A 14,688-nucleotide genomic window follows, 5' to 3' on the forward strand; every position below is an offset into this window, starting at 1 on the left:
CCGCTTGGGGGCGTCGGTCTCGGGGGCCGGCGCCTCGGCGTCGGGCCGGTCGGCCGCAGGCTCGGGAGCGTCCTCGGGCTTGGGCACCTGGCCGGCCTCGGCTGCGGCATCGGCTACAGCTTCAGGCTGCTCGGCGGCCTTCTCGGCAGCGGCCTTGGACCGGGTGCTGCGGCGGCGACGCCCGGCTCGGCCGGGGCGCACGTCCTTCTGCTCCGGCTCCGCATCCTGCTCGGCGGACCGGGCGTCGCCGCCCTCGGCCTCCGCCTCGGGGGCGGGGGCATCCTCGGGCGTGGTCTCGGGTGTGGAGACCTGCCCCTCGGGAGCGTCGGCGTCGGCCGCGGGCTGCTCGGCGTCCGCCGCCTCCGCGACCTGTCCCTCCGTGTCCTGCCCCTCGGCGGCCCGTTCCTCCGCGGCCTGCCCCTCGGCGCCCTGCTCGGCCTTGGGCCTGCGGGAGCGGCGGCGACGGCGCGGCTTGGGGGCGTCGGCCTTCTCGGCGGGCGCGGCGTCCGCAGGCGCCTCCGCCCCGACGGCGGCCTCGGGCTCGGCGGGCTCAACCTTGGGTGCGGCCTCGGCCTTGGAGACCTGCTGCGAAGACTGCTGGGCGCCCTGGCCGTCGGCGGCCTGCTGCCTGCGCTGCCCGCGCGAGTGCTGGCTCTGCTTGCGGTAGGTGCCCTCGCGGCGCTTGCCGTCGTCCTGCTGCCCCTCGCCCTGGCCGCCGCGGCCGGCGGGGAGGGCCGCCATGGCGGAGTCCACGTCGTAGTCGCTGAAGAGGTCCAGCGCCACGATCTCCTGCTCGAGCTTCACGTTGCGCTCGAGCANNTAGGAGANGAGGCCGCGGTAGCGCTCGTNCTCCAGGAGCTGGGCCAGGAGGTCNCGGTCCTTGGACGTGAGCGGGTGGATGGCCTTGCGGTAGGCCGGGTTCGCCAGCTCGGCGATGCCCATGTGGAAGAGGCCCACCTCGCAGCCGAGGGTGTCCTCGATGACCCTGTGGGCCTTGAGGCCGGCGTAGTCGATGTCGCCAAAGTGCGCGAACTCCACCTCGGGGTTCTGCTCGTGGATCATGCGCAGGAGCGCCCGGTGGCGCGGCGACACGGAACCCTGGGTGTAGATGTAGACGTCGTCGTCGTTGCAGCGGCGGTAGGCGTCGAGGTTCTCCACCGTGACGATGCGGCAGGCGCGCACGTAGGCGCGGTCGATGTTGGCGAGGTCGGCGTCGAACATCGAGATGCCGTTGGGCAGGATCGAGGCGTCGACGGCGCNCTTCTNGGTGNTGAGCACCACGGGACCCTTGACGCAGATGGTCTTGAGGTCGNCCACGACGCCGGCCTCCTCCAGCGCTCCCACGTTGGAACGGCTGGCGCTGGAGCCGCGGCGGCGCAGGGTCTGGGCCACGCGCTTGAGGCCCACGCGGTCGAGCTTCTTGGTGTCGCCGGTGACGAGCAGCGAGAGCTCGCGCGGGGTGAGGGGCGAGTCTACCTCGTCGAGGTACTCGGCGGCCTCCTCGGTGATGCGCGGGTCCACAGGATCCGATGTGCGGCGGCGACCGTGTCGCTGCGCGTGGGTCTGACCGCCCTGGGACTGGGCCTGCCGCTTGCGGGCGACGGCCTCCTCGGCCCGGGCCTGCTCGGCCTCCTCCTGGGCCACGCGGGCAGCGAGCTTCTCGAGCTCGTGGGCTGCCTTGTCGGCGTCCTCCAGGGTGACGGTGTCCACGTAGGTGCCCCCGTCGTGCTTGGACTTGGTCATGCGCACCATGCGCTGGCTCTCCAGCGACTGCACGGCCGAGAAGATCCACTGGGCCTGCTTGCGGGAGGCCTCGTCGTCGTGCTCGAGGTAGGAAGGTAGGATGTCGGACGGGACCAGGGTGGGCGGCTCGTCGGCGGGGGCGGCCCCGTCGAAGGCGNCACAGAGCCTCTCGAGCAGCTGGTACTTGAACGTGTCGGTGGGTTTCAAGGAGCGACCTCCAAGCCGCGGGAACGTGCGATGGGAGCCCGGCGGCGTGGAGCCATGGGCCTGTCAAGTGTATATCGCCCGTGTGGTGGGATTGTTTCTCGGGACTCCCCGAGGGTCCAAGGGGCCGCTTGCAGCCGGGATGGCCCGACCGCTGCCGGCTGCCGGCGCCCGCCGCCTGCCCCAGCCGCCGCTGACGGCTGCCAACCCGTCGCAGCCGTTTGGTACTTTTCGGTATGAAAACTCATCTAAACCACCAAATGGGGTGCCGTTTGGTGGATTTCCGCCCCGATACCGAGGAAAAACCACCAAATGGTTCCGAGAACAGCCGCGACCTCCCCCGGCNTCGCAAANTCCCCTAGTATGGGAGCCACCAGTTCGACCGCCTCAGGGAGCTGCCTATGGGTACCGTGTTTGGCGGCCTGATGGCGAGGGCGTTTTGGACCCTTGGAATCCCGCTCAACCCCCTCTCCCCTTCCCAGACCAGCCTCGCCATGGCCCGGAGCCGCTGTTCCGCACGAGAGATCAAGCGATTCAGAGAGACCCCCGTTCACGCCGCCGTCGAGGGGTTCCTGCGCGCCGCCGCGGAGACCCACGGCCCCGCGGAAGGCCCCGAGCCGGCCGTGGACGTGGTGNTGGACACCCCCGCCAAGATCCATCGCTCGAAGGGGGTCCGCTGCCTCTGCTCGACCCTGAACCCTCCCGCGGGGAGCCTTGCCGAGGTGGGCGGCTGCGAGGCCGTGTGCTCCCTCACGCCCGCCCAGCACTTCGTGGTGCGCGCACGCGACCTCGACCCGGTGGGCTGTTGCCTGCTCGCCATGGAGCTGTGCGGCACCTACCTGCTGCGCCCGGACCTCCCGGCGGGATTCGCCACACTCCCGGAGCCTCTCGTCTCGGTGGTGGACCTCGCGCGCCAGACGGGGCGCAACCGGGGGATGCCGGGGGCGCGCCGGGCCCTCGAGGCCCTGACCCACACCTGCGACGGAAGCGCCTCGCCCATGGAGACCGCCGTCGTCCTCCTGCTCGTGCTGCCGCCGGAACTCGGGGGCCACGGGCTCCCGCTACCCCGGCTCAACGAGGAGGTCCCGATATCGTCGGCGTCCTCCCGGCTGCTGGGCGGCACCCGGACCGTGCGCCCCGACATCCTATGGCCCGACGCCGGGCTCGACCTGGAGTACGACAGCCGCTCCTTCCACACCCAGCACGACGCCGACCGCGATCGGGCCCGGCGGAGCGCCCTCCAGACCGCGGGCATCGAGCCTCTCTCGCTGACCCCGCAGATCGTGGGGAACGCCGCCGCCTTCGACGAGGTGGCCCGCCTCGTGGCCCGGCGCCTCTCCATGGCGGCCGAGACCCCCGACCCCCAGGCCCAGGCACAGCTCCGCCAGAGGCTCCTCGGGACCCACCCGGTCTGGTAGGACCCCACGGCCTGCCCGCCACCGAGGCCGGCGGCCCGCCCACGGCTGGCCGCCGCAGCCGTTTGGTACTTTTCGGCCGTCGACGGAGGAAAAAACCACCAAACGGCGCCCCATTTGGTGGTTTAGATCAAATTATATACCGAAAAGTACCAAACGGCCCGAGCCGGGCGCCCCAAGCCCCATACCGCATGNCCCATGCCAAAACGGGGCCGCGGCCCCGGGCTCACCGGCCCCTACAGCAGGCCGGACCTCTGCGCGCCGTGGTAGGCCGCGCCCACCATACCGGCAAGGTTGCCCAGGGACGCCGGGCGGATGGGGATGTCCCGGCACGTGCGGATGACCGTGTCGCGGTAGGCGTCCTCCACGAGCGGCCCAAAGAGGTCGAACGCCGCGCTCATGCCGCCGCCCACCACAAATNCGTCGGGGTCNAGGGTGCACGCGACCATGGCCAGCGCGCGCCCGAGGTAGCGGGCGTACTCGTCCAGGGCCTCCACGGCCACGTCGTCGCCGTGGCGGGCGGCCTCGAACACCGGCAGCGAGTGGGCGTCGTGCTCCAGCTCCACCGGCACCTGGCCGTGGCGGGCGCAGGCGTCGCGGTAAAGGTGCACCAGGCCGCGGGCGCTCGTGTACATCTCCAGGCAGCCGCGGTTGCCGCNGCCGCACAGACGGCCTCCGGGCACCACGGGCAGATGGCCGATCTCGCCGGTGCCGCCGCGGCCCACGACGACCTTGCCGTCGACCACGATACCTCCGCCCACGCCGGTGCCCAGGGTCACGAACACGAGGTTGCGCGCCCCCTGGCCGCTGCCGCGCCAGAGCTCCCCCAGCGCGGCGGCGTTGGNGTCGTGCATCGGGTACACCGGCACGCCGAAGGCCTCGGCCAAGGCGTCCACGAGCCCCTCGAGGTTCACCTGCACGTTGGGGGCCAGGAGCAGTTCGTCCTCCGGGGTGACCACGCNGGGCAGGGCCAGGCCCACGGCGGCGATGNAGGCGTCGTCGCCGGCAAAGCCCTCGGCCATGGCGCGCACCTTCCCGGCGGCCGACGCCAGCTCCCCGGGCGTCTGCATCGACTCGGTGCGCACGGCGGAGAAGTCCGCCACGTCGCCGTCCATGGTGACCAGCGCCACCTTGACCGTGGTGCCGCCCACGTCGATGCCCACCAGGTACGGGACCTTCTCAGAAGCCATGGCTCTCCCTCTCTCCCCTCGCTCCCGGCCGGGNCGAGAAACGAATGGGGTCGCCGGCCCTCCTCCGGCGACCCCGTCCACATACAGCTAGCAGCCTCGCGCGTAGNCCTGCTCGACCATGGAGTCGAGCAGCTCGGGCAGGGCGATCCCGGCGGCCTCCAGGGCCGTGGGCACGANCGAGGTCTCGGTTAGGCCGGGGAAGACCTTGAGGNCGAGAACCCGGGGCGCGGCGCCGTCCCACACCATGTCCACGCGGGCCATGTCGCGGCAGCCGAAGGCGCGGTAGACCTCGATGGCGGCGCGCTCGCAGGTGCTGCGGATGGNCGCGGCCTCNTGCCCGTCGGGCGACAGCGACTCCGGGCGCACCGGGCAGAAGTAGCTCNCAGCCTGCGGGTCCNGGCGGGCATCGGTGTCGTACACGCCCTCGGCCACGATCTCCACGGGCGGCAGCACCTCCTCGTCGCCGGGGTCGCCGATCACCGTGACGGACAGCTCCACGCCGTCCACCCACTCCTGCACGAGCACCGTGTCGTCGAAGGCCAGTGCGCCCNTGAGGGCCTCGCCCAGGCNGTCGGCGGACTCCACCTTGGAGAGGCCCATGGCCGAGCCGCCGCAGGCCGGCTTCACGGCCAGCGGGAACCCGCCCACGCGCTCGGGCATGAGGTCGAGGGCCTCCGCGGCGCCAAGGTTGCGGAACGCCCCCTCGGGCAGCGCCACCTGGGCGGGCCAGCGCACCACGGAGTCCTCCGGGGCGTAGGCGCGGGCCATGACGAAGGGCAGCTCGGCCTTGTTCCAGGTGTTGCGGCACACCGGGGGCAGCGAGCCCACGAAGGGGATGTCCAGGAAGGTGAGCAGCGACGGCACGGCTCCGTCCTCGCCGCCGGCGCCGTGGAGGGCGACGAAGGCCACGTCGGGGCGCTCGGTGCGCAGGGTGTCCACGAGGTTCTCGTCGGCGTCGAGGGCCAGCACCTTGTGGCCGCTGGCCTCGAGGGCCTCGACCNCGTGTTTGCCGCTGGCCAGCGAGAAGCGGCGCTCGAAGGAGGAGCCGCCCATGATGACGGCAACGGTTGGCTTGTCCATGGCTCACATCCCTTTCCTGGGGGTCTCGGGCAGCGCGCCCGCCTTGAGGAAGGCGCGGTAGAGCTCCATGCGGTCGGCGATGACCTCCGAGAGGCGCCTGACGCCCTCGCGGATCTTGTCCTCCGGCTCATAGGAGAAGGCCAGGCGCATGGAGGAGCGGCCCTGGCCGTCGGGGAAGCAGTTGGTGCCGGGCACGTAGGCCACACCGTTCTCCAGGGCCGCCGACATCATCTGCTCGGTGTCGAAGTACGGGGGCAGCGTGACATAGTCGAACAGGCCGCCCTCGGGGTGGGTCCAGGTGGCCTCGGGCGGGAAGAACTCCTCCAAGGCCGAGATCATGGCGTCGCGGCGGCTCCGGTAGATGGCGCGCGACTTGACCAGGGTGCCCTTCCAGTCCGTGTTGGTGAAGTACTGCTCGGCGAGGATCTGGTTGAAGGCGCTGCAGCAGAGGCTCGCGCCCTGCTCGCAGAGGTTGATCTTGGCCAGCACCGGCTTGGGCGCCACGCACCAGGCCAGACGGATCCCCGGGGCGAAGATCTTGGACGTGGTGCCGAGGTAGATGACGTTGGGGTCCATGGACTTGAGGGGGGCGATGTGCTCCCCTTCGAAGCGCAGGCGCCCGTAGGGGTCGTCCTCGATGACCTGGATGTCGTACTCGTGGGCGAGCTCCAGGAGGCGCTTTCGGCGCTCGAGCGTCATGGTCACGCCGGCCGGGTTCTGGAAGTTGGGGATGGTGTAGATGAACTTGGCGCCTCGGGGCCCGAGGCGCTTCAGGGTCTCCTCGAGGGCGTCCATGCGCATGCCCTCGTCGTCCATGGGCACGACCTCGACGTCGGGCTGGTAGGCGGAGAAGGCCTGGAGGGCGCCGAGGTAGCTGGGGCCCTCCACGATGATCTTGTCGCCTGGGTTGATGAAGACGCGGCCCATGAAGTCCAGGGCCTGCTGGGAGCCACCGGTGATGATGATCTCGTCGGGGTCCACGTGGATGCCGTCCTCGGCCAGCATGCCGGCCACCATGGCGCGGGTCTCGATGCGGCCGTCGGACCCNCCGTACTGCAGCGACTTGAGGCCGTTCTCGGTCNCCACGCGCTTGGCGCACTCCGNCACCTCGTCGAGGGGCAGGNTCGAGATGTCGGGGCTGCCGCCGGACAGGCCGATGACGTTGGGGCGGGATATGGCTGCGAACAGGTCTCGCACGGCGCTGCGGCGGAGATGCTCCACGCGGTCGGCGTAGAGGTCCTCCCATTCGTCGAAGNCAAGGTGAGNGCTAGGCANNGGGCNCCTTTCCGATTGTTTTAGCCTATCACGGCGCCCGTGGCGCGAACCGACCGTCGCCCAAGGGGCACAATGGCCAAAGACACCCCGACGAACAGGAGCCCCCATGGCAAGCCGCGACCTCGAACAAGCCCTCTCTTCCATCGACGCCATGGAGGCGCGCCGCTACGCCCTGCGCTACGCGCTCGTGAGCGCCGAATGGCTGGCCGAGACCGCCGACCCCGAGAAGGCCGCCCCCGGCCGCGGCGAGGCGGTGGCGGGCCTGGAGGAGATGGACCGCGAGGTGCTCTGCGGCGCCGAGATGGGCGCGGCCCTGGACGTGTTGGAGGCCCACCGCGAAGGGCTGGGCCTCAAGGACGCCGCGCGCCTGCGCGTGCTGGGGCGCGACCGTTCCGAGCAGACGCGCATCCCCAACGAGCTGGCCGGCGCCATGAGCCGCGCCGTCAACGACGCCACCATGGCCTGGCGCCGCGCCAAGCGGGACAACGACTGGGGCGTGTTCGCGCCGCACCTGGACGCCGTGGTGGCGCTGTGCCGCCGCCAGGCCGCCTGCCTCGACCCGGGCCGCGACCCCTACGACGTACTGCTCGACCTCTACGAGCCCGGCTGCGACCAGGCCTTCTACGACCGGTTCTTCGAGCGTGTGCGCGCCTGCGNGGTGCCGCTCGCGGAGCGGGTGGCCGCGGCGCCGCANCCGTCGCGCGCCTGCGTGGCCGGGGCGTTCGATCCCGATCGGCAGTGGGCGCTGGCCCGCGACCTCGCCCTCTTCGAGGGCGTGGACCCCGAGAAGCTCGTGATGGGGCGCACCGAGCACCCCTTCTCCGACGGCATCGACTCCGGCCACGTGTTCATCGCCACCCACATCTACGAGGACGACGTGCTCTCCAACGTGTTCTCCGTGCTCCACGAGGNCGGCCACGCCATGTACGAGGCCGGCGTGGACCCGGAGTTCGACCGCACGTGCCTGGCCGGCGNCACCTCCATGGGCATGCACGAGGCCCAGAGCCGCTTCTTCGAGAACTACGTGGGCCGCTCCCGCGCCTTCGCGGGGCCGCTGCTGGCCGCCATGGCGTCGCACTTCCCCGAGAAGCTGGAGGGCGTCACCGCCGGGGACCTCTACCGCGCCGAGAACCGCGTGGAGCCGAGCCTCGTGCGCACCGAGGCCGACGAGCTCACCTACCCGCTCCACGTGATGGTGCGCTACGAGGTGGAGAAGGGGCTCCTCTCCGGCGAGCTCGCCGCCGCCGACGTGCCCGCGGCCTGGGGCCGGCTCTACCGGGAGTACCTGGGCGTGGAGGTGCCCGACGNCCGTCGCGGCGCCCTGCAGGACATCCACTGGTCCCAGGCGTCCATCGGGTACTTCCCCACCTACGCCTTGGGCGGCGCCTACGGCGCACAGCTGCTGCACGCCATGACGGCGGACCTAGCGGCCGGGGGCACGCCCTTTGACGAGGTGCTGGCGTCGGGCGACCTGGCGCCGGTGCGCGCCTGGCTGGGCGACCGCGTGTGGCGCTGGGGCCGCTCCAAGGAGCCGAGGCGGATCGTGGAGGAGGCCTGCGGCGAGGAGTTCGACCCGGGCTATTACTGCGACTACCTGGAGCGCAAGTTCGGCGAGCTGTACGGGCTGTAGGGAGACGCGGTACCAGGTTGGTTTGTCACGGCAGAAAGGAAGCGGCATGAGAGCGTTGCTGCAGCGGGTAACCGAGGCGTCAGTTGCCGTGGACGGCGAGGTCGTAGGTGCCATCGGAGGCGGATTCTGCATCCTTCTGGGCGTGGGGCCGCATGACGACGAGACCGTGGCCCGCAAGCTCTGGGACAAGATCTGCCATCTGCGCATCTTTGACGACGGGGCCGGCCACATGAACCTCTCGCTTGTGGACGTGGGCGGGCNGGCCCTCATCGTGAGTCAGTTCACGCTGTATGCCAACGNGCGAAGGGGGCGTCGGCCCAGCTTCACCGAGGCGGCACCCCCAGACCTGGCACGCGACCTCTACGAGCGGTTTTGCAAGATCGCAGCGGAGGACGTGCCCGTGGCCACCGGCATCTTCGCCGCAGAGATGCAGGTGTCGCTGGTGANCGACGGNCACATCACCGTCTGGCTGGACACCGACGAGCTGTTCTAGCCGCCGGTGCCGTCCCACCGGCTGTCCCACTCGTCGGACACTTTTGTCCCAATGGTCGGGCACTTTTGTCCCAGCCGGCTCCGGGCGGGCGGTCACATCAACCGATTAATGGGCGAAGTGACAGATGGGCCAGACACCGCTGTCACGAACTCCACGGCAGGGGGGCCGCGCCAAGAGCGACGGCCAACATCAGAACGGAGTAGAGGACAAGGAGAGCGCAGATTCCGACAAGGACAGGATGTCGCTCTCGATAAAAGCGCACACCCACAATGGATGCAGCCATCAACAGCACAGCGTTGGTGAAGATCTCTCCCTCCCGAAAACCCCAAAACCCAAGAAGACTCAGGAACATCGAGACCACAAGCGCCGCATTCCAGAGTGTCATCGGATCCCACTTGACATACATTCCGATACGGCGCAGAAGCATGATCAGCTTCATATTGACGGCCCTACCTCAAACAACGCCAAAAGCGAGCACAGCGCCAGAGCGGCCGGAACGACTTTTTTCGCAGAGACCATGCTCGCCCCCCTTCTTCATCTGCCTTAACGATGAGGGGGATGAGGACGAGGGGCCACCGCCGCCGAGTCACAATCGGGTCACGGTTCTGTCAAAACCGGGGCCGAGCCGGCACGGCTAGAACGCGAAGCACCAAGCGAGCGACGCCACGGCACACACGACGCACCAGATGAGCCTGCCCCTACTCCCGCACAGGAGCGCGAGCAGGGCTGCCAGCACGAAGAAGACCAGTGAGCCCACCCGGGCGGCAAGGTCCGAGGAGCCGTACGGAAGCACGCCGAGGACCTCGAGGGTCGTCCACAGCGCGCTCAACCCGATGCCTGCGAACCAGCAGATGTCCGTGAGCCTCTCCGCAAACGGCCTGTCGATGTATCTGTTCTTCAACAGGAGCCTCTCTGATAAGATGCCAGCAAGGGCGACGGTTCGGGGATTCAATATGAAGTCTATCTTGTACGCAGAGGACGACGACTCGACGCGCACGCTCGTNACGTCGTTTCTGACGGCAGACGGCTTTGCCGTCGAGGCCTTTCCCACCGCCGACGAGCTGTTGGAAGCGTTCGGGCGCCACGAACCCGACCTCGTATTGCTCGACGTCATGCTGAGCGGTACGGACGGCCTCGAGGCCCTTGCCCGCATCCGACGCTCCTCAACCGTGCCCGTCATGCTGCTCACGGCCAAAGGCGACGACATCGACGTGTGCTCCGGCCTCGCGTTGGGCGGCGACGACTACCTGGCGAAACCGTTCAACCCGATNGTGCTCGTAAGCCGGGTGCGGGCTCTCATGCGCCGCGTGGACTACGATGCCGCCCATCCCGGGTGCCCGCCCGTCCAGGACGACCTCACCTGCGGCAACACCAGGTTGGACCGGAGGCGCCACGCCGTCTACGTAGGGGAACAACCCCTCCTGGCAACGCCCACGGAGCTCCGTCTTATCATTTTCTTTATGGAGAACCACGGGGAAGCTNTTTCNCNCCAGCAGATCCTCGAGGCCGTATGGCGGCTCCCCGACGGTGTCGAGAGCCGGACGCTGGACGAGACCTGCCGTCGCGTGCGGGTCAAGCTCGCGAGGGCCGGCTCCGACGTCTGCATCCAGACCGTCCGTGGCTTCGGCTACCGACTGACAGAGCTCGAGTGAGATGGCGGAGGCTGGACGCGATGCGGTCGAGCGGCTGCGCCATCAGCTCGCCGTCACGATCGTGGGAGAACTCCTAGCCGTGGCGGCGGCGTTCCTCATCGGCCTCTCCATCCTCTGCGCGACCGGGGCGCAGAGCCTCTCGTCGCCGGAAAACGGCTGGTGGCAGATTCGGGAGCTGCCGGCCTCCTCCCCACAGGCAGGAAGCGCNGCCCGGCCCTGGGAAGACGGGCTCCGCCATCGCCTGACGGACGAGGGGTTCGCGGCCGACCCACGCCCGCAACTGATCCGGACAGGCGGCGNGCTGCTCATCTACCGGACCTCCCCCGCCGGCGGGGTGCGCTACGTCCTCGTCACGGGGCCCTGCGCCGCNCTGGCCCTTGTCTGCGGCGGAACCTTCATCGCTCTGACCGTCACGGCGACGGGGAGGTTCAGCCGGAAGGTCGCCGCAGTGGGCGCCCTCGAGGCCAGAAGGTTGCGAGCGGAGAGTTATTTTGGCGATGCCGCCCATGAGCTCAAGGCCCCGCTCATGGCCATCGGCGGCTGGAGCGCGGCGGCACGGCGCGGCCTCGTGACGACCGACGATGCCTATGCGTCGATTGGCAGGGAGGCGGGGCGGATGGCCGCGCTCGTCGACCAGATCATGGGGCTGGCCAGAGCCGACGCCGGGAGGCTCAAGCCCCACCCCCACCGGGCCGACCTACGGGAGCTCCTCTACGACGCTGAACGGAGCCTGGCCCCCACGGCGACCGACAAGGGCGTGGACCTCGTCCTCCATGGACCGCAGCCCGTCGTGTGCAGCTTCGACCTCGACCTCACCTACGCCGCCGTTCTCAACATGCTGACCAACGCCATCCGCCACGGCGAGGGCACTGTGCGGTTGGGCTGCTCGGCAGCCGATGGGAAGGCCCGCCTCTGGGCCGTGAACGACGGGGCTCCCATCTCCGAGGAGGACCTCGCCGTGGTGTTCGAGCGCTTTGGCAAGGGAAAGNGCGGCAGCACCGGCATCGGGATGGCGCTGGCACTCCGATACGCAACGGCCCAGGGGTTCTCCCTCTCCGTGCGACCCGTCCCCAGAGGGACGCTCGCCCTGCCCGAGATCCCGCTCTGACGGGGCCGTCCCAATGGTCGGACACTTTTGTCCCAGCCGGCCGCGGAGGCTTGGGGCGAGAGGCGCGGGAGCGCCGCCCGCGGAACGTTCTGCGGGCGGTACGAGGGGCCGCTCCCGCCTCGCCCGCCGCTGCCGCCACTCCAGCTGCGCCCGCCGCGCCCGCCCGGGGCCGGNCCCGGGCGGGCGATTAAATCAACATATTAATATACGAAGTGACAGATGGGCCAGGCACCGCTGTCACGCCCGCCGTGCCGCGGGCGGACCTAGCCGCCGTAGGTGTAGAAGCCCTTGCCGGCCGCCACGCCCGTCTCGCCGGCGTCGATCTTCTCCTTGAGCATGCGGGAGATGCCCTTGAAGTTGTACGGCGCCATGAAGCCCGGGACCTTGGTGTANGGCTGCACNNNGTTGTAGNCGGTCACGAGGCCCACCACGTCCAGGATCTGGAACGGGCCGTTGGGCGCGCCGGTGCCGCGGACCCACGCGGTGTCGATGGACTCCGGCTCGGAGATGCCGTTGACGTAGAGGTCCATGGCCGAGAAGAGGAACGGGATGAGCATGGAGTTGAGCAGGTAGCCCGCCTTCTCCTTGCGCACCGGCAGGGGCTGCATGCGAATCTGGCCGGCGAACTCCATGATGGCGTCGAAGGACTCCTGCGACGTCTTGGGCTGGGCCATGACCTCGGCGATGTTGTTGCGCCAGATGTGGTTGGCTAAGTGCATGGCCAGGTAGCGGTCGGGTCGCCCGGTGTAGCGGGTGAACTTGGAGGGCAGCAGGCTCGAGGAGTTGGTGACCAGCACGGTCTTCTCGGCCATGAGGGGCGCGAGCCTCTTGTAGAACTCGATCTTGGCCTCCTCCTGCTCGGCCATGGACTCCACGACCACGTCGGCGTCGGCNACGGCGGCGGAGAGGTCCAGCTCCAGGCGCAGGTTCTCGGCGGCCGCGTCCACCGCCCCGTGGNAGCGGGCCGGGTCGANGTCGTCGGGGTCCGCGATGCCCATGGCCCAGACACCGGGCGCCATGGGCTCGCCGTCGGCGCGGCTCTTGGCCAGGGCCGCCTCCATGGCGTCGATCTGCGCGTGGTAGTCCTTCACCAGCTGGTCGAGCTTGGGCCGCGTGCGGCCGATGCTCCCCTCGCTGCGCAGCCAGATGCAGGTGCCCAGCCCGCAGTAGGCGCTCTGGAACGCGATCTGGGAACCGAGCACGCCGCCTCCGGCGACGACGACCTTCTCAAACGCCATGGTGTGTCCCTCCGTCTTGGACCTGTCGATACGACCACTGTTGCAGAGATTCCCAAAACAGGTCGGTTCCAACTGCACTGAAACGCAGGGCCCTAGATGAGGACGTCCTCCAGGGAACGCTTGGGCACGTGGTGCACGCCGTCGGCGTCGCGCCAGTAGCGGATGCCGTCGGGGGCGTCCCCCAAGGGCTCGAGCACGCAGGTCTCCCGCGGGGCGCCCAGGGCGATCACGAGAAGCGGCTCGNCGACCGNCGGGTCGATGCCCAGCACCTCGGGCAGGCGGTCCGAGAAGTTGCGCACGATGCAGCCGCCGAAGCCCGCCTCGCTCGCGCCCAGCAGGATCGTCTGGGCCGCGATGCCGGCGTCCACCCACGTGAGCGGCGCCACCTTGCCGGCGCAACACACCACGATGTAGCCGGTGGGGCGCTCCCCCACCTCGGGGCCGTCCCAGTCGGCGAGGTAGCCGGCCCACCCCAGGCAGCCGAAGACGTCGTCGCGCACGGTGGCGTCGGCCACCACGCGGTAGCGCAGCGGCTGCAGGTTGGCGGCCGAGGCCGTCTGCCGGGCCAGGTCCACGAGGCAGACCATGAGGTCGCGGCCGATGGGGTCGCCCTCGTCGAAGCGTCGGTAGCTGCGGTTGCGCCTCACCGTGGCGGCGAGGTCGTCGAGCCCGTAGTCGAGCTCAACGCGCGAGATGACCTTCTCCCTGTCCATGGGACCACCTTCCCCGGGCGCCTACCGCCCGCCCTTGTCCTCGATGACGGTGTAGGTGCGGTCGCCGCCGCAGATGCCCAGGACGTCGTCGATGAGGCCCAGGTGCACACAGGCGCGGTAGATGCCCGCGTCGTCCACCGAGGTGGTGATGACGTCGGCCACGGCCTTGGCCCGGTGGTCGGCGTTGCCCATGGCCACGCCGCAGCCCACGGCGTTGAGCATGGAGACGTCGTTGCCGCCGTCGCCGAACGCGTAGGCGCCGGAGCGGTCGATGCCGTGGTGCTCGAGCACCGCCAGCACGCCCTGGTCCTTGCCGCCGTCGGCCGGGATGATGTCGGCGAAGTCCTCGGTCCAGCGCACGAGCTTGACGTTGTCGGTCACCTCGAGNATACGGTGCTCGTCCTCGGGGGCGATGAACGCGTTCATCTGGAACACCGGGCGCTTGTAGGCCTCCTCGGGGGAGTCCTCGTCGAAGCGCACGTTGGCGTTCTCCTCGGCGCGGNGCACGAGGTCGCCGTGGCGCGGGGTGAAGGCGCGGTCGGCCGTCATGTAGACGATGTCGTAGGAGCCGTCCATGGACTGCTCGGTGATGGCGCGGACGTCGGCCGGGTCGAGCGCCGTCATGCGGAAGATGCCGCGATCGTCCAGGCAGATCTGACNCGAGTTGCAGAGGAACCCGTCGAATCCCGGAAAGTCGCCCTCGCCCTCGCGCAGGGCGCGCGGGAGNTGGAACAGGGCGCGTCCGGACGCCACGTAGATCAGCACGTCGTTCTTTCTCAGCTCGCGCAGGGCCACGCGGGTGGTTTCGGGCATGGAATGGGTGCGGAAGGACAGCAGCGTGCCGTCCACATCGAAAAAGGCGATCCTGTCTGCCACGGTTACTCCTCTGTCGGTTTTTCCGATCGGCTGCTCTCTACCCGAGATGCGCCCACGCCCTGCGGGAGGGC

The 14,688-nt window shown here is 69.8% G+C and carries 13 protein-coding genes; 4 read left to right on the top strand and 9 right to left on the bottom strand.

Features of this window, described 5'->3' with window-relative positions:
* The 4 genes from JX283_RS05745 to JX283_RS05760 form a co-directional block, all read right to left on the bottom strand.
* The coding region (locus tag JX283_RS05745) for a Wadjet anti-phage system protein JetD domain-containing protein (RefSeq protein ID WP_239652490.1) at positions 1-1,950 on the bottom strand (1,950 nt) is incomplete at its 3' end.
* A 1,648-nt stretch (positions 1,951-3,598) separates the two neighbouring features.
* On the bottom strand, positions 3,599-4,552 hold the full coding sequence (locus JX283_RS05750) for an ROK family protein (RefSeq protein ID WP_204829728.1): 954 nt from the start codon (positions 4,550-4,552) through the stop codon (positions 3,599-3,601).
* Positions 4,553-4,639: 87 nt separating this feature from the next.
* Positions 4,640-5,632, bottom strand: coding sequence for a D-alanine--D-alanine ligase (locus tag JX283_RS05755; RefSeq protein WP_204829729.1), 993 nt, complete (start codon positions 5,630-5,632; stop codon positions 4,640-4,642).
* 3 nt (positions 5,633-5,635) lie between these two features.
* Positions 5,636-6,853 carry a PLP-dependent aminotransferase family protein gene (locus JX283_RS05760; RefSeq protein WP_239652491.1) on the bottom strand — a complete coding sequence of 406 codons (1,218 nt, stop codon included), beginning with the start codon at positions 6,851-6,853 and terminating at the stop codon, positions 5,636-5,638.
* Positions 6,854-7,013: 160 nt separating this feature from the next.
* On the opposite strand from JX283_RS05760, the gene JX283_RS05765 reads away from it, so the two are divergent.
* Entirely contained in the window at positions 7,014-8,537 is a 1,524-nt protein-coding gene (locus tag JX283_RS05765) for a carboxypeptidase M32 (protein WP_204829731.1), read from the top strand.
* 46 nt (positions 8,538-8,583) lie between these two features.
* Positions 8,584-9,030 carry a D-aminoacyl-tRNA deacylase gene (dtd, locus tag JX283_RS05770; RefSeq protein ID WP_204829732.1) on the top strand — a complete coding sequence of 149 codons (447 nt, stop codon included), beginning with the start codon at positions 8,584-8,586 and terminating at the stop codon, positions 9,028-9,030.
* A 142-nt stretch (positions 9,031-9,172) separates the two neighbouring features.
* Here the strand turns inward: dtd and JX283_RS05775 are convergent, their stop codons facing one another.
* The gene (locus JX283_RS05775; protein WP_204829733.1) at positions 9,173-9,469 is read right to left on the bottom strand and encodes a hypothetical protein; all 297 of its coding nucleotides are present in this window, start codon (positions 9,467-9,469) and stop codon (positions 9,173-9,175) included.
* Positions 9,470-9,664: 195 nt separating this feature from the next.
* Complete coding sequence (locus tag JX283_RS05780) at positions 9,665-9,931, bottom strand: hypothetical protein (protein WP_168354136.1); 267 nt, start codon at positions 9,929-9,931, stop codon at positions 9,665-9,667.
* A gap of 52 nt (positions 9,932-9,983) precedes the next feature.
* Between JX283_RS05780 and JX283_RS05785 the strand changes: the two genes are divergently transcribed.
* Both JX283_RS05785 and JX283_RS08835 read left to right on the top strand, forming a co-directional pair.
* Positions 9,984-10,682: a response regulator transcription factor gene (locus JX283_RS05785; protein WP_204829734.1), complete on the top strand. Its 699-nt coding sequence runs from the start codon at positions 9,984-9,986 to the stop codon at positions 10,680-10,682.
* 1 nt (position 10,683) lies between these two features.
* Positions 10,684-11,790, top strand: coding sequence for a sensor histidine kinase (locus JX283_RS08835; protein ID WP_370583419.1), 1,107 nt, complete (start codon positions 10,684-10,686; stop codon positions 11,788-11,790).
* Positions 11,791-12,053: 263 nt separating this feature from the next.
* Here the strand turns inward: JX283_RS08835 and JX283_RS05790 are convergent, their stop codons facing one another.
* The 3 genes from JX283_RS05790 to JX283_RS05800 all read right to left on the bottom strand — a co-directional run bounded on the left by JX283_RS05790 (position 12,054) and on the right by JX283_RS05800 (position 14,617).
* A complete protein-coding gene (locus JX283_RS05790) occupies positions 12,054-13,028 on the bottom strand; it encodes a 3-hydroxyacyl-CoA dehydrogenase (protein WP_204829735.1) in 975 nt (324 codons plus the stop codon).
* A 92-nt stretch (positions 13,029-13,120) separates the two neighbouring features.
* A complete protein-coding gene (locus JX283_RS05795) occupies positions 13,121-13,741 on the bottom strand; it encodes a nitroreductase family protein (protein WP_204829736.1) in 621 nt (206 codons plus the stop codon).
* A gap of 21 nt (positions 13,742-13,762) precedes the next feature.
* Positions 13,763-14,617 (bottom strand): Cof-type HAD-IIB family hydrolase, encoded by an 855-nt coding sequence (locus tag JX283_RS05800; protein WP_305082429.1) that lies wholly within the window; start codon positions 14,615-14,617, stop codon positions 13,763-13,765.
* Positions 14,618-14,688 lie beyond the last annotated feature (71 nt).

It is taken from the genome of Olsenella sp. CU969 (assembly GCF_905219715.1).
GTDB lineage: Bacteria > Actinomycetota > Coriobacteriia > Coriobacteriales > Atopobiaceae > Granulimonas > Granulimonas faecalis.

Excerpts from the sequence above, each read along its gene's own strand:
- JX283_RS05775 (WP_204829733.1), bottom strand. The coding sequence starts at position 9,469 with ATGAAGCTGATCATGCTTCTGCGCCGTATCGGAATGTATGTCAAGTGG.